General features: G+C 62.1%; 16 protein-coding genes and 1 tRNA gene. 2 read left to right on the top strand and 15 right to left on the bottom strand.

Annotated elements, in window-relative coordinates; genetic code table 11:
* Positions 1–5: 5 nt before the first annotated feature.
* The 12 genes from pheT to PQR08_RS15775 form a co-directional block, all read right to left on the bottom strand.
* Positions 6–2438 carry a phenylalanine--tRNA ligase subunit beta gene (pheT, locus tag PQR08_RS15830; protein WP_408161759.1) on the bottom strand — a complete coding sequence of 811 codons (2433 nt, stop codon included), beginning with the start codon at positions 2436–2438 and terminating at the stop codon, positions 6–8.
* A 79-nt stretch (positions 2439–2517) separates the two neighbouring features.
* Complete coding sequence (pheS, locus tag PQR08_RS15825; RefSeq protein WP_187604957.1) at positions 2518–3531, bottom strand: phenylalanine--tRNA ligase subunit alpha; 1014 nt, start codon at positions 3529–3531, stop codon at positions 2518–2520.
* Between the two features lie 193 nt (positions 3532–3724).
* Positions 3725–4084 (bottom strand): 50S ribosomal protein L20, encoded by a 360-nt coding sequence (gene rplT / locus PQR08_RS15820; RefSeq protein ID WP_008350196.1) that lies wholly within the window; start codon positions 4082–4084, stop codon positions 3725–3727.
* A 28-nt stretch (positions 4085–4112) separates the two neighbouring features.
* Complete coding sequence (rpmI, locus tag PQR08_RS15815; protein ID WP_006052501.1) at positions 4113–4310, bottom strand: 50S ribosomal protein L35; 198 nt, start codon at positions 4308–4310, stop codon at positions 4113–4115.
* Positions 4311–4543: 233 nt separating this feature from the next.
* Positions 4544–5071: a translation initiation factor IF-3 gene (gene infC / locus PQR08_RS15810; RefSeq protein WP_075583873.1), complete on the bottom strand. Its 528-nt coding sequence runs from the start codon at positions 5069–5071 to the stop codon at positions 4544–4546.
* Positions 5072–5118: 47 nt separating this feature from the next.
* Positions 5119–7026 carry a threonine--tRNA ligase gene (gene thrS, locus PQR08_RS15805; RefSeq protein ID WP_238287968.1) on the bottom strand — a complete coding sequence of 636 codons (1908 nt, stop codon included), beginning with the start codon at positions 7024–7026 and terminating at the stop codon, positions 5119–5121.
* A 294-nt stretch (positions 7027–7320) separates the two neighbouring features.
* A tRNA-Val gene (locus PQR08_RS15800) sits at positions 7321–7397 on the bottom strand.
* Between the two features lie 96 nt (positions 7398–7493).
* Positions 7494–9728, bottom strand: coding sequence for a RelA/SpoT family protein (locus PQR08_RS15795; RefSeq protein ID WP_187604959.1), 2235 nt, complete (start codon positions 9726–9728; stop codon positions 7494–7496).
* Positions 9729–9763: 35 nt separating this feature from the next.
* Positions 9764–10117 carry a RidA family protein gene (locus tag PQR08_RS15790; protein ID WP_035503429.1) on the bottom strand — a complete coding sequence of 118 codons (354 nt, stop codon included), beginning with the start codon at positions 10115–10117 and terminating at the stop codon, positions 9764–9766.
* 59 nt (positions 10118–10176) lie between these two features.
* Positions 10177–11097 carry an alpha/beta fold hydrolase gene (locus tag PQR08_RS15785; protein ID WP_250483471.1) on the bottom strand — a complete coding sequence of 307 codons (921 nt, stop codon included), beginning with the start codon at positions 11095–11097 and terminating at the stop codon, positions 10177–10179.
* Between the two features lie 215 nt (positions 11098–11312).
* The gene (locus PQR08_RS15780) at positions 11313–11954 is read right to left on the bottom strand and encodes a CoA transferase subunit B (RefSeq protein WP_408161756.1); all 642 of its coding nucleotides are present in this window, start codon (positions 11952–11954) and stop codon (positions 11313–11315) included.
* Positions 11955–11956: 2 nt separating this feature from the next.
* Positions 11957–12661 carry a CoA transferase subunit A gene (locus PQR08_RS15775; protein WP_035503422.1) on the bottom strand — a complete coding sequence of 235 codons (705 nt, stop codon included), beginning with the start codon at positions 12659–12661 and terminating at the stop codon, positions 11957–11959.
* Between the two features lie 220 nt (positions 12662–12881).
* Here PQR08_RS15775 and PQR08_RS15770 point away from each other — a divergent pair, with 220 nt between their 5' ends.
* A complete protein-coding gene (locus PQR08_RS15770) occupies positions 12882–13427 on the top strand; it encodes a LuxR C-terminal-related transcriptional regulator (protein ID WP_250483470.1) in 546 nt (181 codons plus the stop codon).
* 9 nt (positions 13428–13436) lie between these two features.
* Here PQR08_RS15770 and PQR08_RS15765 read toward each other — a convergent pair whose 3' ends face one another.
* Both PQR08_RS15765 and PQR08_RS15760 read right to left on the bottom strand, forming a co-directional pair.
* On the bottom strand, positions 13437–13874 hold the full coding sequence (locus tag PQR08_RS15765; RefSeq protein WP_187604961.1) for an acyl-CoA thioesterase: 438 nt from the start codon (positions 13872–13874) through the stop codon (positions 13437–13439).
* 27 nt (positions 13875–13901) lie between these two features.
* On the bottom strand, positions 13902–14675 hold the full coding sequence (locus PQR08_RS15760) for an SDR family oxidoreductase (RefSeq protein ID WP_035503417.1): 774 nt from the start codon (positions 14673–14675) through the stop codon (positions 13902–13904).
* Positions 14676–14878: 203 nt separating this feature from the next.
* Between PQR08_RS15760 and PQR08_RS15755 the strand changes: the two genes are divergently transcribed.
* A complete protein-coding gene (locus PQR08_RS15755; protein ID WP_250483469.1) occupies positions 14879–16552 on the top strand; it encodes an electron transfer flavoprotein-ubiquinone oxidoreductase in 1674 nt (557 codons plus the stop codon).
* 54 nt (positions 16553–16606) lie between these two features.
* Here PQR08_RS15755 and aroC read toward each other — a convergent pair whose 3' ends face one another.
* Positions 16607–17713 carry a chorismate synthase gene (gene aroC / locus PQR08_RS15750; protein ID WP_250483468.1) on the bottom strand — a complete coding sequence of 369 codons (1107 nt, stop codon included), beginning with the start codon at positions 17711–17713 and terminating at the stop codon, positions 16607–16609.
* Between the last annotated feature and the right edge of the window lie 19 nt (positions 17714–17732).

The raw sequence follows: 17732 nt of genomic DNA, 5'->3' as shown, positions 1-17732 counted from the left end.
GCAGGCTATCCGCGTAACCGCGCGCCGTGTACTCGAGCCAGGCGATCCACCAGCGTTTTGATAGCCGTATCGACCGTTTCGTCCTGAAGCGTGCCGCCAGTATCTTGCAACGTTACACGGAAGGCAAGACTTTTCTCATGTGCTCCCAAGCCGCCGGAAGTATTTGATTTTGGACGAAATTCATCGAAAAGCGCAACCCTTGTGACGTGTCTGCAAGCGGCCTCCGAGCGGGCGTTTTCGAGCTCGTCGAGAAGCGCCTGAACCGGCACGTGTTGATCCACGACAATCGCGATATCGCGCCGCACGGGCGGAAATTTCGACACCTCGGACGGCGTCGGCAACGCACGATCCATCAGCGCGTCAGCATCGATTTCGAAGAGAATCGGCGCGTTCGGCAAATCGTACTTTTGCAGCCAGCGCGGATGCAGTTCGCCGATCCAGCCGACCGCGCGCCCCGCCACTTCGATGCGCGCGCTGCGTCCCGGATGCAGCGCCGGATGCTCCGCCTTCACGAAGCGCGGCGCGACCGGCGCGAAGAGCGCTTCGACGTCGCCCTTCACATCGAAGAAGTCGACGTTGCGCGAAGCTGCGCCCCACTGCTCCTCGATCACCGGACCATACGCGAGGCCGCCGATCATCTTCGGTTGCGCGAAGCCTTCGACCGCGAGTTCGCCCGCCTTCACCGATGCATCGCGATGGAACACGCGACCCGCCTCGAACACGCGAATGCGGTCCGCGCGACGGTTCAGGTTATGGCGCAGCACTTCGATCAGGCTGCCGAACGTCGTCGTGCGCATGAGCGAGAGCTGGCTCGCGATCGGGTTGAGCAGCCTGATCGGGTTGTCGTTGCCCGCGAAGTCCTTCTCCCACTCGGCATCGACGAAACTGAAGTTCACCGTCTCCGAGTAGTCGCGCGCGGCCACTTCATGGCGCAGCGTGTGGATCGAGCGCTTCGTCTCGTTCGTGATGCGCATCTCGCTGCGCGCGACCGGCGGCCGCGCCGGAATCTTCTCGAAGCCGTAAATGCGCGCGACCTCTTCGATCAGGTCTTCCTCGATCTCGATATCGAAACGGTACGGCGGCGGCGTGACCTTGAAGGTATCGCCGTCGCGCTCGAACGCGAGGTTCAGGCGCGTGAAGATCTGCGAGATCTCCTCGGCGCCAATCTCCACGCCGATGATGCGATGCGCGCGCGACACGCGCATCGATACCGGATTGCGCTCGGGCACGTTGACGATCTGATCGTCGACCGGACCGGCCTCGCCGCCGCAGATGTCGAGGATCAGGCGCGAGATGCGTTCGATGTGCTCGACGGTCGTCGAGTAATCGACGCCGCGCTCGAAGCGATGCGCCGCATCAGTCGAGAAGTTGTACTTGCGCGCGCGGCCGCGAATCGAGTCTGGCCACCAGAACGCGGCTTCGAGATAGATGTTGGTCGTGTCGAGCGACACGGCGGTGCTATCGCCGCCCATGATGCCGGCCAGGCTTTCGAGATGGTGATCGTCCGCGATCACGCCGACCGTTTCATCGACCTCGATGGTGTTGCCGTTGAGCAGCTTCAGCGACTCGCCCTTTTTGCCCCAGCGCACTTCCATCGCGCCGTGGATCTTGTCGAGATCGAACACGTGCGACGGGCGGCCGAGTTCGAGCATCACGTAATTCGAGATGTCGACGAGCGCAGAAATGCTGCGCTGGCCCGCGCGCTCGAGACGCTCGACCATCCATTGCGGCGTCTTCGCGTGCGCGTTCACGCCACGGATCACACGGCCGGAAAAGCGGCCGCACAGGTCGGGCGCCATGATCTTCACGGGCAGCTTTTCGTCGAGCTTCGTTTCGACCGCGGGCATGTCCAGTTGCTTGAGCGGCGCGCCGGTGATCGCGGCGGTCTCGCGCGCGACGCCGAACACCGACAGACAATCCGCCTTGTTCGGCGTGAGCTTGATCTCGAACACTGTGTCGTCGAGGTTGAGCGCCTCGCGGATGTCCTGACCGACCTTTGCATCGGCGGACAGGATCAGCAGGCCGCTGTGATCTTCCGACAGCTTCAGTTCGCGCGCCGAGCACAACATGCCCTGACTATCGACACCGCGCAGCTTCGTCGGCTTGATCGCGAACGGCTCGCCGCCCGCCTCGGCCGGCGGCAGCACCGCGCCGATGAGCGCCACCGGCACCTTGATGCCCGGCGACACATTCGGCGCGCCGCACACGATGTTCAACTGCTCGCCCGTGCCGGCGTCGACCTGACAGACATTGAGCTTGTCGGCATTCGGATGCTTGGCGACTTCGAGCACCTGCCCGACGACGATCTTCGTGGTCGGCGGCGCGACCGGACGCAGGTCTTCGACTTCGAGACCGGCCATCGTCAGCGCGTGCGCGAGTTCGTCGGTGGAGAGCTTGGGATCGACGAAACTGCGGAGCCAGGATTCTGGGAATTGCATGTGTGTCTACGTTCGAAATGTTTGGAGTCTCGTTCGGCTGCTCTTTCGCGCGCCGAACGTCGCAGGCAAGGCCGCCGCTTTACGCGAACTGGCGCAGGAAACGCAAATCGTTCTCGAAGAACAGACGCAGATCCTGCACGCCGTAGCGCAGCATCGTCAGGCGCTCGAGCCCGCTGCCGAACGCGAAACCGATATAGCGCTCAGGATCGAGGCCCATGTTGCGAATGACGGTCGGGTGCACCTGACCCGAGCCGGAGATTTCCAGCCATTTGCCCGCGTTCTTGCCATGCTCGAACATCATGTCGATTTCGGCGGACGGTTCCGTGAACGGAAAGTACGACGGACGGAAGCGCACGAGAATGTCGTCGCGCTCGAAAAACTTCTTCAGGAAGTCGCTGTAGACGCCCTTCAGATCCGCGAAGCTGATGTTCTCTTCGATCCACAGGCCTTCGACCTGATTGAACATCGGCGAGTGCGTGGCGTCGCTGTCGACCCGATACGTGCGGCCCGGCACGATCACTTTGATGGGCGGCTTGTTCATGCGCGCGTAGCGCACCTGCATCGGGCTCGTGTGCGTGCGAAGCAGGAGCGGCCGGCCATCGGCGTCATTGGCGTCGACGTAGAACGTGTCCTGCATCGAGCGCGCCGGATGGTTCTCCGGGCTGTTCAGCGCGGTGAAGTTGTACCAGTCGGTTTCGATCTCGGGACCGTCGGCGACGTCGAAGCCGATCGTGCGGAACACTTGCTCCACGCGTTCCCACGTGCGCATCACCGGGTGCAGCGTGCCCGCGCCCGCACCGCGCCCCGGCAGCGTAACGTCGATGGCTTCCGCCGCGAGACGCTGGTTCAGCAACGCGTCCGCGAGCGCCTGACGGCGCGCGTTGAGCGCAGCTTCGACCTGCTGCTTTGCCTGATTGATACGCGCGCCTTCGCTCTTCTTCGCTTCCGGATCGAGCTTGCCCAAACCCTTCAGCAATTCGGTCAGCGCACCGGACTTGCCGAGAAACCGGGCCTTCTCGTTTTCGAGCGTGGTGGTATCGGTGGCGTGTTCAAAGGCGCTTTTAGCGTCGGCGACAATCTGGTCCAGATCCATTGATCCCATCTTTTAACGTCGAAGTTCAAACTGAGGTTCGGTTTTGCTCATCCACGCCTGCAGACTCGCATGCGATGTGCAAAACCGTCCGACCAACAAAAACGGGGCTCGGTGAGAGCCCCGTTTTCTGCCTTCCCGCCGCCGTCAACAACCCGGCGACGAAGAGGCGAACCACGCAGTACTAATTTCGCAATTAGGCTGCAACGGCGGCTTTCACCTGCTTCACGATCGCAGCAAAAGCAGCCTTGTCGAACACAGCCATGTCAGCCAGAACCTTGCGGTCGAGTTCGATCGACGCCTTCTTCAGGCCGTTGATGAACACGCTGTAGGTCATGTCGTGCTGACGCACCGCCGCGTTGATACGCGTGATCCACAGTGCGCGGAACACACGCTTCTTGTTGCGGCGATCGCGGTAGGCGTACTGCCCTGCGCGCATGACCGCCTGCTTGGCGATGCGATAGACGTTATTGCGACGGCCGCGGTAACCCTTGGCCAGACGGATGATCTTCTTGTGACGGGCCCGTGCGGTAACCCCACGTTTTACTCGAGGCATGTTGCGCTCCTATGAGTTTAAGTTGAGGTTAGGCGAACGGCAGCATTGCGCGGACGGAGTTCAGATCGGAATCATGAACAGCCGTGGAGCCACGCAAATGGCGTTTGTTCTTGGTGGTTTTCTTGGTAAGAATGTGGCGCTTGAAGGCCTGACCGCGCTTGACGGTACCGCCCGGACGCACCACGAAGCGCTTTGCAGCACTCTTCTTGGTCTTCATCTTCGGCATGAAACAACTCCAGTTTATTAGATGGTCATGGGTGTGCGGCTGATTCGCCGATACTGCCTGCGAACCCCTTCCCGCCCTTCGAAACCCACGCTCCACTTATGTGCCAGCGGCTCAGTGAAGAACCGCTGTCTTTCATGAGCGCCGCCGCCGAAGCGGCAACACCCTGAAACTTCCGACAATGCCGCACCAGCCGCCTTGCGACGGCGCGCGATCCATCGTCCTACCGCTCGTGCTTACTTACCCTTTTTCTTCGGGGCAAGCACCATGATCATCTGGCGCCCTTCCATCTTCGGCATCTGTTCGACCTGACCGAATTCGTCCAGATCGGACTTCAGTCGCTCGAGCATGCGCATGCCGATTTCCTGGTGCGCCATTTCACGGCCGCGGAAACGCAACGTGATCTTCGTCTTGTCGCCGTCTTCGAGGAAGCGCGTAAGGTTGCGCAGCTTGACGTTGTAGTCACCGTCGTCCGTGCCGGGGCGGAATTTGACTTCCTTCACCTGCACGATCTTCTGCTTCAACTTCGCTTCGTGTTGCTTCTTCGCTTCCGAATACTTGAACTTGCCGTAGTCCATCAAACGGCAGACAGGCGGTGACGCCTGCGGCGCGATTTCGACGAGATCCACGTCGAGCTGTTCCGATTGACGGAAAGCTTCGGCCAGCTTCACGATTCCGAGCGGCTCGTTGTCCACTCCGACCAAGCGCACTTCCGGCGCGGTAATTTCACCGTTGATGCGATGTGACGACTTATCAGTAGCGATGTTACGTTTCCTCTAAAAATGAAAAAACAAGCCGCGCTGCGAGTGACTTACTTGAACGCCCGCACTTCCTGCTGCAGACGTTCGAGGAATGCGTCGACCGGCATCACGCCCAGATCGACACCGCCACGAGCACGCACGGCCACGGTTTGCGCATCACGCTCTTTGTCGCCGACGACCAGCAAATACGGCACCTTTTGCAGCGTGTGCTCGCGTATTTTATAGCTAATCTTCTCGTTGCGCAAATCGGACTCTACTCTAAGCCCTTGTTTTTGCAACGATTGGGCCAGATTACCCGCATATTCAGCCTGACTTTCGGCAATATTCAACACAACCGCCTGGGTCGGGGCGAGCCACGGCGGCATTGCGCCCGCGTGGTGCTCGATCAGAATGCCGAGAAATCGCTCCATTGATCCGACGATTGCCCGGTGCAACATCACCGGACGGCGACGGCTGTTGTCTTCCGCGACGTATTCAGCGCCGAGACGCTCCGGCAGCACCATGTCGAGCTGAAGCGTGCCGCATTGCCACGAGCGGCCGAGCGCGTCCTTGATGTGGTACTCGATCTTCGGACCGTAAAACGCGCCTTCGCCAGCGAGTTCTTCCCACTGCAGACCGCAAGCGGTCAGCGCCTCGCGCAAGCCCTGCTCCGCGCGATCCCAGATTTCATCGGTGCCCGCGCGCTGCTCGGGGCGCAGCGACAGCTTGATGTCGATGTGATCGAACCCGAAATCCTTGTACACGCTCATCGCGAGCGTGTTGAACGCAATCGATTCCGCGATGAACTGATTTTCGGTACAGAAGATGTGCGCATCGTCCTGGACGAAGCCGCGCACGCGCATCAGCCCATGCAGCGCGCCCGACGGCTCGTTGCGATGGCACGAGCCGAATTCCGCGTAACGCAGCGGCAGATCGCGATACGAACGCAGGCCGTGGTTGAACACCTGAACGTGACCCGGGCAGTTCATCGGCTTGATCGCGTAGTCACGCTTTTCCGACTCGGTCGTGAACATGTTTTCACGATAGTTTTGCCAATGGCCCGACGCTTCCCAGAGCGAACGGTCCATCACCATCGGGGTCTTGATCTCGAGGTAACCGGCATCGTTCACGCGGCGGCGCATGTACTGCTCGACCTGCTGCCACAGCGACCAGCCCTTCGGATGCCAGAACACCATGCCCGGCGCTTCGTCCTGCAGATGGAACAGGTCGAGTTGCTTGCCGAGCTTGCGGTGATCGCGCTTCTCGGCTTCTTCGAGCATGTGAAGATAAGCGTCCTGATCTTCCTTTTTGGTCCACGCGGTGCCGTAGATACGCTGCAACTGCTCGTTCTTCGAATCGCCGCGCCAATACGCGCCCGCGACCTTCATCAGCTTGAAGACCTTCAGCTTGCCGGTGGACGGCACGTGCGGGCCACGGCACAGGTCGATGAAGTTGCCATGCCCGTAAAGGCGAATCTCATCGCTTTCCGGAATGGACTGGATGATCTCGGCCTTGTAGTTTTCGCCGATGCTCTTGAAGTACTCCACCGCCTCGTTGCGCGAGACGACGCGACGCGACACCGGCTCGTCCTTCTTCGCCAGTTCCTGCATGCGCTTTTCGATCTTCTCGAGATCTTCGGGCGTGAAGGGACGGTTGTACGAGAAGTCGTAATAGAAGCCGTTGTCGATGACCGGACCGATGGTCACTTGCGCTTCGGGGAACAGATCCTTCACCGCATAAGCGAGCAAATGCGCGGTGGAATGGCGCACGACATCGACGCCTTCCGGATCCTTGTCAGTGACGATGGCAAGCGACGAATCCTTGTCGATCAGAAACGAGGTATCGACGAGTTCGCCGTTGAGCTTGCCGGCGAGCGCCGCCTTGGCAAGGCCCGCGCCGATCGATGCCGCGACTTCCGCGACGGTCACCGGGTGGTCGTATTGTCGGACCGACCCATCAGGCAAACGTACCGAAACCATATCGTTCTCCAAGACGCCGGCGCATGCCGAGCGATTTCGATTTAAGCATTGCCACGCGATTCACTTCAAAAATCGCAAGGCAAAAAAAATGCGGCCCCGCTATCGAGGGGCCGCATTCACTTTTCACACATACCGCGAAACAATTTGGCAGAAGGCGAAATAGGTCCTCGACTAGCGTCGCTCCGAATTTGTTTCGGTCAACGTTCGACGTGCCATTTCTTTTCGCCTTTTGCGCTGAGCGCTTCTTGCGGTTTGAAATTCCGCGAACCAGGGTCCGCCGAGTTTCGTTTTCGTTGGTAGGCTCGATTGGACTCGAACCAACGACCCCCACCATGTCAAGGTGGTGCTCTAACCAGCTGAGCTACGAGCCTGAAAGAAGTGAGATTATATGGAGCGTTTCGGATTTTGGCAAGTGCTTATCTTCAGAAAAGTCGAAAATATTCGCCGATCCGTTCAACACCTGCCTATTACGCGCGACGTGACGCGCGAATCACACCCTGCACTTCATCGAGCAGCGTGCAGGCGCGCTGAATCTGCGCCGCGCTCGACACTTCCACCGTGAACTGCATATAAGCGATATTCCTGCGGCTCTGGCTCTTCACGCCGATCACGTTGATCTTCTCGCGCGCGAACACTTCGGAGATATCGCGCAGCAACCCTTGCCGGTCCGCCGATTCCACCGAAAGATCCACCGGATACACCGACGATCCGCGCCCGTTCATCACATCGGCGGACCAGGTCGTGTGCAGGACGCGCTCGGGCGAGCGCTGAGCCATGCGCTTGAACGTCGCGCAATCGGTGCGGTGAACCGACATGCCCTTGCCGCGCGTGATGAAGCCCGCGATCGAATCGGGCGGCGCCGGACGGCAGCAGCGCGCGAGTTGCGTGAGCAACGCATCCACGCCGACGACGAGCACGCCTGTCGACGCGCCGTGCGCGACGCTTTGCCCGCTGCTGCGCTTCTCGAACTGCTCCGGCGCTTCCGGCTCGGGCTCGGGCGGCGGCGCGTCGGAAAGCGCCTGCTCGATGTTGCGCAGGCTGAACTCTTCCTTGGCGACGACCGCGTAAAGATCCTCGGGCGTCTTGAAGCCGAGCTTCGTCGCGAGCTGCTCCAGGCTCACCGACGTCTTTCCTTCGCGCTGCAAAGTCTTTTCGACGATCGCCCGCCCCGCCGCGATGTGCTCGGCCGCGTCGGCCGCGAGGAACCACGAGCGCACCTTCTGCCGCGCCCGCGCGCTATGCAGATAACCGAGCTGAGGATTGAGCCAGTCGCGCGACGGCCCGCCTTCCTTGACCGCGACGATCTCGACCGTCTGCCCGTTCTGCAGCGGCGTGTTGAGCGGCACCATCGCGCCGTCGACGCGCGCGCCGCGGCAGCGATGCCCCAGTTCGCTATGCAGGTGATACGCGAAATCGACGGCGGTCGCGCCTTGCGGCAACGCGATCACGCGCGCCTGCGGCGTCAGCACGTAGATATGATCGTCGTCGAGCGTGGCGTCGCGCAGATGCTGCCAGCCCCGCTGCTCGCCCTGACCCTCGCCTTCGACGTCATCCTTCCACGCGAGAAGCTGACGCAGCCATGCGATCTTCTCGTCGTATTTCTCGCTCGCCGTCACTTGCCCCGCATAGCCGCGCGCGCCCGCTTCCTTGTAACGCCAGTGCGCGGCCACGCCGTATTCGGCGAACTGATGCATTTCCTGCGTGCGGATCTGCACTTCGAACGCGCGCCCGTCATCGCCGATCACGACCGTATGCAGCGACTTGTAGCCGTTGGGCTTGGGACGCGAGATGTAGTCGTCGAATTCGCGCGGCACCGGTTGCCACAGGTTGTGCACGATGCCGAGCACGGTGTAGCAGTCCTTGATGTCGCCGACGATCACGCGAAACGCGCGCACGTCGTTCAGTTCGGCGAAGTCGAGATGCTTGCCGCGCATCTTCTTCCAGATGCTGTAGATATGCTTCGGCCGACCGCTCACTTCCGCCTTGATGTGCGCGGTGTCGAGCTCTTTTTGCAGGCGCGCGATCGCTTCGGTCACATAGCTCTCGCGCTCTACGCGCCGCTCGTCGAGCAGTTTCGCGATGCGCTTGTACGTGACGGGATCTTCGAAGCGGAACGACAAGTCCTCCAGTTCCCACTTCAGTTGCCAGATGCCCAGACGATTGGCGAGCGGCGCGTAGATTTCGAGCGTCTCGCGCGGCACGTCCGGCGAAGGATCGGTCTTGTGCGCGGCGTGATAGCGCAAGGTCTGCACGCGCGACGCGAGCCTGATCAACACGACGCGTATGTCCTGCGCGAAAGCGAGCAGCATCTTGCGCAGCGACTCGACCTGCGCGCGACGCGCGGCCTGCGCATCGCGCGTGTTCTCGGGCAGTTGCGCGAGCGTCGCGCGCGAGCTGAGCGAGCCGAGCCGCAGGAGCTTGCGCACGTCGCCGACGAGCCGCTGCACTTCCGGGCCGAAGCGCTCGGTGATGACCTTCTCCGGATCGTCGAGATGCGGCGCCAGCACGAACAGCGCCGCCGCGGCGATCGCGTGCGAATCGACGTTGAGCGTCTGCATGATGCGCGCGGTGCCCGCCGCGTGATCCGCGAGCAGTTCGCCGGTCGAGACGCGCGCATCCTTCGCGTGCTCGCGCACGAACGCGAGCGCGTCGTCGATGGACGGCTCGGGCAGCGTTTCGGCGGGGGCGGCGGTCGAAGTCATGCGGGTAATGCCACTGCTTCAGGCGATGTGACGAATCAGTCGCGTTGCGCGGCGATCACGACGATTTCGACGAGGCACGCCGGATTGGCGAGCTTCGACTCGACCGTCGCGCGCGGCGGCGTGTTGCCTTCCGCGACCCACGAGTCCCACACGGCGTTCATGCCCGGGAAGTGAATCATGTCCGAGATATAGATCTGCACCGTCAGCAGATGCGACTTGTCGCTGTTCGCTTCTTCGAGCAAGCGGTCGATGTGGCCGAGCACTTCGCGCGTCTGACCGGTGATGTCCTGGTCCGTGTCTTCGGCGATCTGGCCGGCGAGATAGACCGTGCCGTTGTGGATGGCCGTTTCGGAGAGGCGCGGGCCGACGTGATGACGAATGACTGCCATTGTGTGTTCCTGATCGATGAATGGTGAAAAACCGGCACAAGCGTACGCTCAGCCCAATATTATGCCCCGCTGCCGCCATTCCCGAGAAAGAACCCCCTGGCGACAGCGATTTGATCTTCCACAAGAAATGCCGGCGCATGTCCCGCGCCCGGAATCTCGGCGCTCGTCACGGCCTGACCTTTTTCGACCATTTGCGCGACCGTCTCGCGCGAGAGCAAATCCGAAGTCTCGCCGCGCACGACGAGCACGGGCGTCCTGATCGACGCAAGCGCGTTCCACAGATATGCCTCGCCGGCCGCGTTCTGCTCTTCGGTCGCCGACGTGAACGGCGTCGCGATGCCCGGGTCGTAGCGAAAGCCCCACGCGCCGTCGCGCTCATGCAGCAGCGGCGTATTGATGTCCGTCCATTGCGCATCGGTCAGCGGCCCGAACGACGACGCCAGCGCCGCCGCATGCCGCACGCCTTCGTCGAGCGACGCGAAGCTCGCCGGCTTGCCGAGATAGTCGCCGATGCGCTGTAGCGCGATCGGCTCGATATGCGGCCCAACATCGTTGAGCAGCATCTTGCGGATCGGCGTATTACGCAGCCCGCCGAGCGCCATGCCGATGAGCCCGCCCATCGACGTGCCGAACCAGTCCACCGTCTCCACGTTCAGGCGCGCGATCAGCGTGACCATGTCGGCGACATATTGCGGCACGCCGTAGTAGCGCGAGTCGGCGAGCCAGTCGGACAGGCCGCGCCCGACCACGTCCGGACACACGACGCGATAGTCGTGCGCGAACGCCTGCGCGAGCTTGTCGAAGTCGCGGCCCGAACGCGTCAGTCCGTGCACGCACAGCAGCACGCGCGGATTCGCCGGATCGCCCCACTCCGTATAGGCCATGCGATGCAGACCCGCCGGGCTCGCGCATTGCACGAAGCGCTGACGCGGATCGCTCAAATCGGAATGCACTGCTTCGACGACGATGGATGCGGTCATGGAGAGTTTTCCTCGTGGCAAGTGTCGAAACGATTGTAAAGCGCATCACGCCCGATCGAGCGCGCGCTGGCCAAACGGACGACCCGCCCGCGCGCACCGAAGATGAGGCCGATCGCGCAAAAAACAAAGCGGGCGAAGCTTCAAAAGCTTCGCCCGCCCGCGATGGTTTCCGAGCCGCGCTCACGCCGCGCAAGCGGCGTTGCGTCACGTCAGCGTTACTTCACGCTCGTGACATCGAGCGGCGCGCCCGTCTTCTTCTGGATTTCCTCGGCGGTCACACCGTCCGCCAGTTCGACGACCTTCAGTCCATTGTCCGTGACATCGATCACGCCGAGATCCGTGATGATGCGATTCACGACGCCCACGCCCGTCAGCGGCAGCGAGCACTCTTCGAGAATCTTGTGCTGATCGCCCTTCGCAACGTGCTCCATCAGCACGACGACGCGCTTCACGCCGGCGACGAGGTCCATCGCGCCGCCCATGCCCTTGATCATCTTGCCGGGGATCATCCAGTTGGCCAGATCGCCCTTCTTGCTGATCTGCATCGCGCCGAGGATCGCCAGGTTGATGTGGCCGCCGCGGATCATCGCGAACGAATCCGCCGACGAAAAGATCGACGAGCCCGGCAGCGTCGTCACCGTCTGCTTGCCTGCATTGATGAGGTCGGCGTCGACTTCGTCTTTATACGGCGACGGGCCGATGCCCAGCAAGCCGTTTTCCGATTGCAGCCACACTTCCATGCCGTCCGGCACATGATTGGCGACGAGCGTTGGCAGGCCGATGCCGAGGTTCACGTAGAAGCCGTCCTGCAGTTCCTGCGCCGCGCGTGCGGCCATCTGGTCTCGAGTCCATGCCATGATTACTCTCCTTTCGCGCGGACGATGCGTTGTTCGATGCGCTTTTCCGGATGCGCATTCAGGACGATGCGTTGCACGAAGATGCCGGGCGTATGAATCATGTCCGGATCGAGTTCGCCCGTCTCGACGATCTCTTCCACTTCGACGACGGTGATCTTGCCGGCCATCGCGCAATTCGGGTTGAAGTTGCGCGCCGTTCGGCGATAGATCAGGTTGCCGGATTTGTCGGCCTTCCAGGCTTTCACGAGCGAGACATCGGCCGTGAGCGAATGTTCGAGCACGTAGTGGTTCTCGCCGAACTGGCGCGTTTCCTTGCCGTCGGCGATCACGGTGCCGAAACCGGTGTTCGTGAAGAACGCCGGGATGCCCGCGCCGCCCGCGCGCAGCTTCTCGGCGAGCGTGCCTTGCGGCGTGAATTCGAGTTCGAGTTCGCCGGCGAGATATTGCCGCTCGAACTCCTTGTTTTCGCCGACGTACGACGAAATCATCTTCTTGATCTGGCGCGTTTCCAGAAGCAGGCCGAGGCCGAAGCCATCGACGCCAGCGTTATTGCTGATGCAGGTGATGCCCTTCACGCCCGTGTCGCGCAGCGCGGCGATGAGCGCCTCGGGAATGCCGCACAGCCCGAAACCGCCGACGGCAAACGTCTGCCCGTCCTTGACGATGTCCGCGAGCGCATCCTTCGCGCTGGGATAGACCTTGTTCATCTGATTGTCCCTTCCATGTTGAAACCAACTGAAAATCGGCTTTTTGATGCCGGCCCGCGCTGTGTTTAGCGCGTCGCGCGGCCTTTTTGGCATGGCGAAAGAGTACTTTGAGCCGGCGATCCGGCACAATACGCAAAAATACATAAGTCTTTGCCCGCGCACGTTTGGTTCCCGGCGCCTTTTCGCCGCGAAACGCAAGCGCACGCGCGCCCGATTTCACATGCGTGCACTGGATTATCAAACCGCGTTTCATCTCGCGCCCGTCGGGCTCGTGCTTTCGCGCGAGCGCATCATCGAGGACTGCAACGAGCAGGTCTGCGCGATCTTCGGCTATATGAGCGACGCGCTCATCGGCAAGTCGTTCGAGGTGCTGTATCCATCGCCGGACGAATTCGCGCGCATCGGCGAGCGCATCGCCGCGCATATCAGCAAGGAAGGCACTTACAGCGACGACCGGATCATGAAGCGCAGCAACGGCGAACTGTTCTGGTGCCACGTGACCGGACGCGCGCTCGATCGGGCCGCGCCGCATGCGGCGGGCGTCTGGACATTCGAAGATTTGAGCGCGACGCGGCGGGTCGCGATCGAACTGACGCCGCGCGAACGGGAAATCGCCGCGCAGCTCGTGACGGGCAAGACGAGCAAGCAGATCGGCCGCGTGCTCGATATCAGCCCGCGCACGGTCGACATCTACCGTGCGCGGCTCATGAGGAAGTACGACACGGGCAATGCCACCGAGCTGCTACAGCGATTGCTCGGCACCTGACATGCACGATCAGAGTGCGACGGGCGAACTCGTTTCGATGGTCCGCCGCAGGTAATCCGGAATCGGCACCGACTTGCCCGCGGCATAGTCGATCCACACGACCTTCGCCGCGCCGCGCGCGTGGAGCACGCCGGGCGCATCGGCGCGAAAGAGCTCGAAGCGCGTGTCGAAGCTGCTGCGTCCGGGCTTGCCGACGAACATCCGCCCGATCACGTCGCCGGGATAGTGAAGCTGCTTCAGAAACTCCATCGACGCGTTCACGATCACGGGCCCGTGCCCTTCGCCGTTGCCGCCCGCGATGCCGATCTCTTCGAACCACGATATGCGCGCCTGCTCCATATAGCGGAAATAGACGGTGTTGTTGACGTGGCCGAAGGCGTCCATGTCGCCCCAGCGGATCGGCATGGACAGTTCGAATACAGTATGAAAATCGTTATGCGTGGTCATTGCCTGCTATCAGAATAAGGGCGATGTTCAGAGCGAAAAGCCATCGTCCGCCGAGATCACCGAGCCGTTCATGAACTGCGATTCGTCCGCCGCGAGCAGCAGCAAGAGACCGTCGAGATCGTTCGGCGTGCCCAGGCGGCGGCGCGGCAGCATCGAAATGAGCTTCTGCCCCTGCTCGGTCTTCCAGTGATGGTGATTGATTTCAGTGTCGATATAACCCGGACAGATCGCGTTCACGTTGATGCCGTGGCGGCCCCATTCGAGCGCCATCGCTTTCGTCATCTGCACGACGGCGGCCTTGCTCATCGCGTAGAGGCCGATCTGCGGAAACACGCGCAAGCCGGCCACGGACGCCACGTTGATGATGCGATACGCCGGCTTGGCCGCGCCGTTGCCGCGCATGATCATGCGCTTCGCGACTTCCTGCGCGACAAAAAACGCGCCGCGCACGTTCGTGCCGAACACGAACTCGAAATCCGCGGGCGAGACGTCGGTCAGCTTTTGCGTCGTCGACACGCCCGAGTTATTGACCAGGATGTCGATGGTACCGGCTTCCGTCTCGGCATGCGCAACCGCCGATTTCACGCTTTGATAGTCGGTCACGTCGAGCGAGACGACATGCGCCGCGCCGCCCGACGCCTCGATTTCAGCGCGCAGTTCCTTCAGGCGCTCCGTGCGGCGGCTCGCGAGCACCACCTTGGCGCCCGCCTGCGACAGCACTTGCGCGAAACGCTTGCCCAAACCACTTGACGCGCCGGTGATCAGCGCGACCTTGCCTTCCAGGTTGATCGAACGGCCCATTGTGCTTCCTTATTTTGGTTGGCTCAGCCTCGGCGGACGCGCAAGATGCGCCAATGCAGGCTGTTAGCGTCAACACCAATAGCGCGGGTGTCTCAATAATAGTACGATCGTGCTAAATTGGCGAGCTTTGGTTGCAGCCCGCCTCACCTTCCCTGAAAATACGCGATCCCGAAAGGGCATTCTAACGGTACATAGGAGCATTGATGACCCCGGCGAGCCTCATCGAGCAATACGGTCCCCGCGAATCGATGGAATACGACGTCGTCATCGTCGGCGGCGGGCCGGCCGGTTTGTCGGCGGCCATCCGGTTGAAGCAACTGGCGGAGGAAAAAGGCGTCGAAATCGGCGTGTGCGTGCTGGAGAAAGGCTCCGAGATCGGCGCGCACATCCTGTCCGGCGCGGTGATGGACCCGCGCGGCCTGTCCGAACTCATTCCCGACTGGAAGGAAAGAGGCGCGCCGCTCGACGTCGAAGTCACGGAGGACCGGTTCCTCTTCCTGACGCAGAACGACGCGAAGCAGGTGCCGAACTGGCTGCTCCCCGACAACTTCAAGAATCACGGCAACTACGTCATTTCGCTCGCCAACGTCACGCGCTGGCTCGGCCAGCAGGCGGAAGCGCTCGGCGTCGAAATTTTCCCCGGCTTCCCGGCCGCCGAAGTGCTCTACGCCGAGGACGGTTCCGTGCGGGGCGTCGTCACGGGCAACATGGGCGTCGGCAAGGACGGCCAGCCGACCGAGAATTTCCAGCTCGGCATGGAATTGCATGCGAAATACACGCTTTTCTGCGAAGGCGCGCGCGGGCATCTCGGCCGTCAGCTCATGGAAAAGTTCAAGCTCAACCAGAATTCCGATCCGCAGGTGTACGGCATCGGCATCAAGGAGCTGTGGGAAATCGATCCGGTCAAGCACAAGCCGGGACTCGTGATCCACACCGCGGGCTGGCCGCTCGATCCCGACACCTACGGCGGATCGTTCCTGTACCACATGGATAACAATCAGGTCATGGTGGGCTTCGTCGTCGGGCTCGGATATTCGAATCCGTATCTGTCGCCGTTCGAGGAATTTCAGCGCTACAAGACGCATCCGTCGATCCGCCCGTTCCTCGAAGGCGGCAAGCGCATCTCCTACGGCGCGCGGGCGATCACCGCTGGCGGCCTGATGTCGTTGCCGAAGCTCGCGTTCCCCGGCGGCGCGCTCGCCGGCGACGACGCGGGATTCCTCAACGCATCGCGCATCAAGGGCAGTCACGCGGCGATCAAGTCGGGCAAGATGGCCGCGGAAGCCGCGTTCGAAGCCGTGCAGGCGGGCCGTCAGAACGACGAACTCACCGCTTACCCCGAAGCGTTCGACACGTCCTGGCTCAAGACCGAGTTGCATCGCGCGCGCAACTTCAAGCAGTGGATGAGCAAGGGCCTGTATCTGGGCACCTTCATGGTCGGTCTGGAGCAGAAAGTGATGGGCGGCAACGTGCCGTGGACGCTGCATCATCAGCACTGGGATCACGAGATGCTGAAGCCGGCGTCGCAGTGCAAGCCCATCGTCTATCCGAAACCCGATGGCAAGCTCACGTTCGATCGGCTCTCGTCGGTGTTCATCTCGAACACGAATCACGAAGAGAACCAGCCCGCGCATCTGACGCTGAAAGATTCGAGCGTGCCGGTCAACGTGAACCTGCGCACCTATGCCGGTCCGGAAGGCCGTTACTGCCCGGCCGCGGTGTACGAGTTCGTCAAGTCCGACGACGGCAGCGAGCGCCTGCAGATCAACGCGCAGAACTGCGTGCACTGCAAGACCTGCGACATCAAGGACCCGACGCAGAACATCGTGTGGGTCACGCCGGAAGGCGGCGGCGGGCCGAACTATCCGAACATGTGATTGTTGGCCGCTGAAAGAAAAACGGGCGCCGGGTTTCAAACCGGCGCCCGTTTTTTATTTCGAAGGCATTTGCGCAGCGATTCTCGGCGTTTCGACGACGACGTCGCCACACTGTGCGCGATGACGCAGCGCGTGATCCATCAGCACGAGCGCGAGCAGCGCTTCGGCGATCGGCGTGGCGCGAATGCCGACGCACGGATCGTGACGGCCGAAGGTCTCGACGGTCGCGCTCGCGCCCTGCTTGTCGATCGACTGACGCGGCGTGCGAATGCTCGACGTCGGCTTGATCGCGATCGACACACGGATGTCCTGCCCGCTCGAAATGCCACCGAGAATGCCGCCCGCGTTGTTGGCCGCGAAGCCTTCGGGCGTCATCTCGTCGCCGTGCTGCGAACCGCGTTGCGCGACACTCGCAAAGCCCGCGCCGATCTCGACCGCCTTCACTGCATTGAGGCCCATCATCGCGTGGGCGATGTCCGCATCCAGCCGGTCGTACAGCGGCTCGCCGAGACCGACGGGCACGCCGGACGCAACGATTTCGATGCGCGCGCCGACGGAATCGCCATCGCGGCGCAGTCCGTCCATGTACGCTTCGAGCTGCGGCACGATCTCGGCATTCGGCGAGAAGAACGGGTTCTCCGGCACATGCTGCCAGTCGACGAACGGAATCTCGATTTCACCCAGCGCGCTCATGCAGCCGCGCGTCTCCAGACCGAACTTCTCGCGCAGCCACTTCTTCGCAACCGCGCCCGCGGCGACGGTCGGCGCAGTCAGACGCGCCGATGAACGGCCGCCGCCGCGATAGTCGCGCACGCCGTACTTCTGCCAATAGGTGTAGTCCGCATGACCCGGCCGGAACGTCTGCGCGATGTTGCCGTAGTCCTTGCTGCGCTGATCGGTATTGCGGATCAGGAGCGCGATGGGCGTGCCGGTCGTCACGCCTTCGAACACGCCGGAGAGAATCTCGACCTGATCCGCCTCCTGCCGTTGCGTGACGTGACGCGACGTGCCAGGGCGGCGGCGATCGAGTTCGATCTGGATATCGGCTTCCGTGAGCGCCATGCCGGGCGGGCAGCCGTCGATCACGCAGCCGATCGCCGGACCGTGCGACTCGCCGAAATTCGTGACGGTGAAGAGCGTGCCAAGGGTATTGCCGGACATGAGCGTCGACCTGAAAAAA

Source organism: Caballeronia jiangsuensis, from assembly GCF_046030135.1.
In the GTDB taxonomy this organism is placed as follows: Bacteria; Pseudomonadota; Gammaproteobacteria; order Burkholderiales; family Burkholderiaceae; genus Caballeronia; species Caballeronia jiangsuensis.
Note: the sequence above shows the minus strand (reverse complement) of the source record. Positions and strands in the feature narration are given on the sequence as shown.

What these genes read in the sequence shown, in the direction of transcription:
- PQR08_RS15765 (WP_187604961.1), bottom strand. Translation starts at nt 13,874, where the DNA reads ATGACCACGCATAACGATTTTCATACTGTATTCGAACTGTCCATGCCG.
- pheT (WP_408161759.1), bottom strand. Translation starts at nt 2,438, where the DNA reads ATGCAATTCCCAGAATCCTGGCTCCGCAGTTTCGTCGATCCCAAGCTC.
- PQR08_RS15790 (WP_035503429.1), bottom strand. Translation starts at nt 10,117, where the DNA reads ATGGCAGTCATTCGTCATCACGTCGGCCCGCGCCTCTCCGAAACGGCC.
- PQR08_RS15760 (WP_035503417.1), bottom strand. Translation starts at nt 14,675, where the DNA reads ATGGGCCGTTCGATCAACCTGGAAGGCAAGGTCGCGCTGATCACCGGC.
- pheS (WP_187604957.1), bottom strand. Translation starts at nt 3,531, where the DNA reads ATGGATCTGGACCAGATTGTCGCCGACGCTAAAAGCGCCTTTGAACAC.
- PQR08_RS15775 (WP_035503422.1), bottom strand. Translation starts at nt 12,661, where the DNA reads ATGAACAAGGTCTATCCCAGCGCGAAGGATGCGCTCGCGGACATCGTC.
- thrS (WP_238287968.1), bottom strand. Translation starts at nt 7,026, where the DNA reads ATGGTTTCGGTACGTTTGCCTGATGGGTCGGTCCGACAATACGACCAC.
- PQR08_RS15795 (WP_187604959.1), bottom strand. Translation starts at nt 9,728, where the DNA reads ATGACTTCGACCGCCGCCCCCGCCGAAACGCTGCCCGAGCCGTCCATC.
- PQR08_RS15780 (WP_408161756.1), bottom strand. Translation starts at nt 11,954, where the DNA reads ATGGCATGGACTCGAGACCAGATGGCCGCACGCGCGGCGCAGGAACTG.
- PQR08_RS15770 (WP_250483470.1), top strand. Translation starts at nt 12,882, where the DNA reads ATGCGTGCACTGGATTATCAAACCGCGTTTCATCTCGCGCCCGTCGGG.
- rplT (WP_008350196.1), bottom strand. Translation starts at nt 4,084, where the DNA reads ATGCCTCGAGTAAAACGTGGGGTTACCGCACGGGCCCGTCACAAGAAG.
- aroC (WP_250483468.1), bottom strand. Translation starts at nt 17,713, where the DNA reads ATGTCCGGCAATACCCTTGGCACGCTCTTCACCGTCACGAATTTCGGC.
- PQR08_RS15755 (WP_250483469.1), top strand. Translation starts at nt 14,879, where the DNA reads ATGACCCCGGCGAGCCTCATCGAGCAATACGGTCCCCGCGAATCGATG.
- PQR08_RS15785 (WP_250483471.1), bottom strand. Translation starts at nt 11,097, where the DNA reads ATGACCGCATCCATCGTCGTCGAAGCAGTGCATTCCGATTTGAGCGAT.
- rpmI (WP_006052501.1), bottom strand. Translation starts at nt 4,310, where the DNA reads ATGCCGAAGATGAAGACCAAGAAGAGTGCTGCAAAGCGCTTCGTGGTG.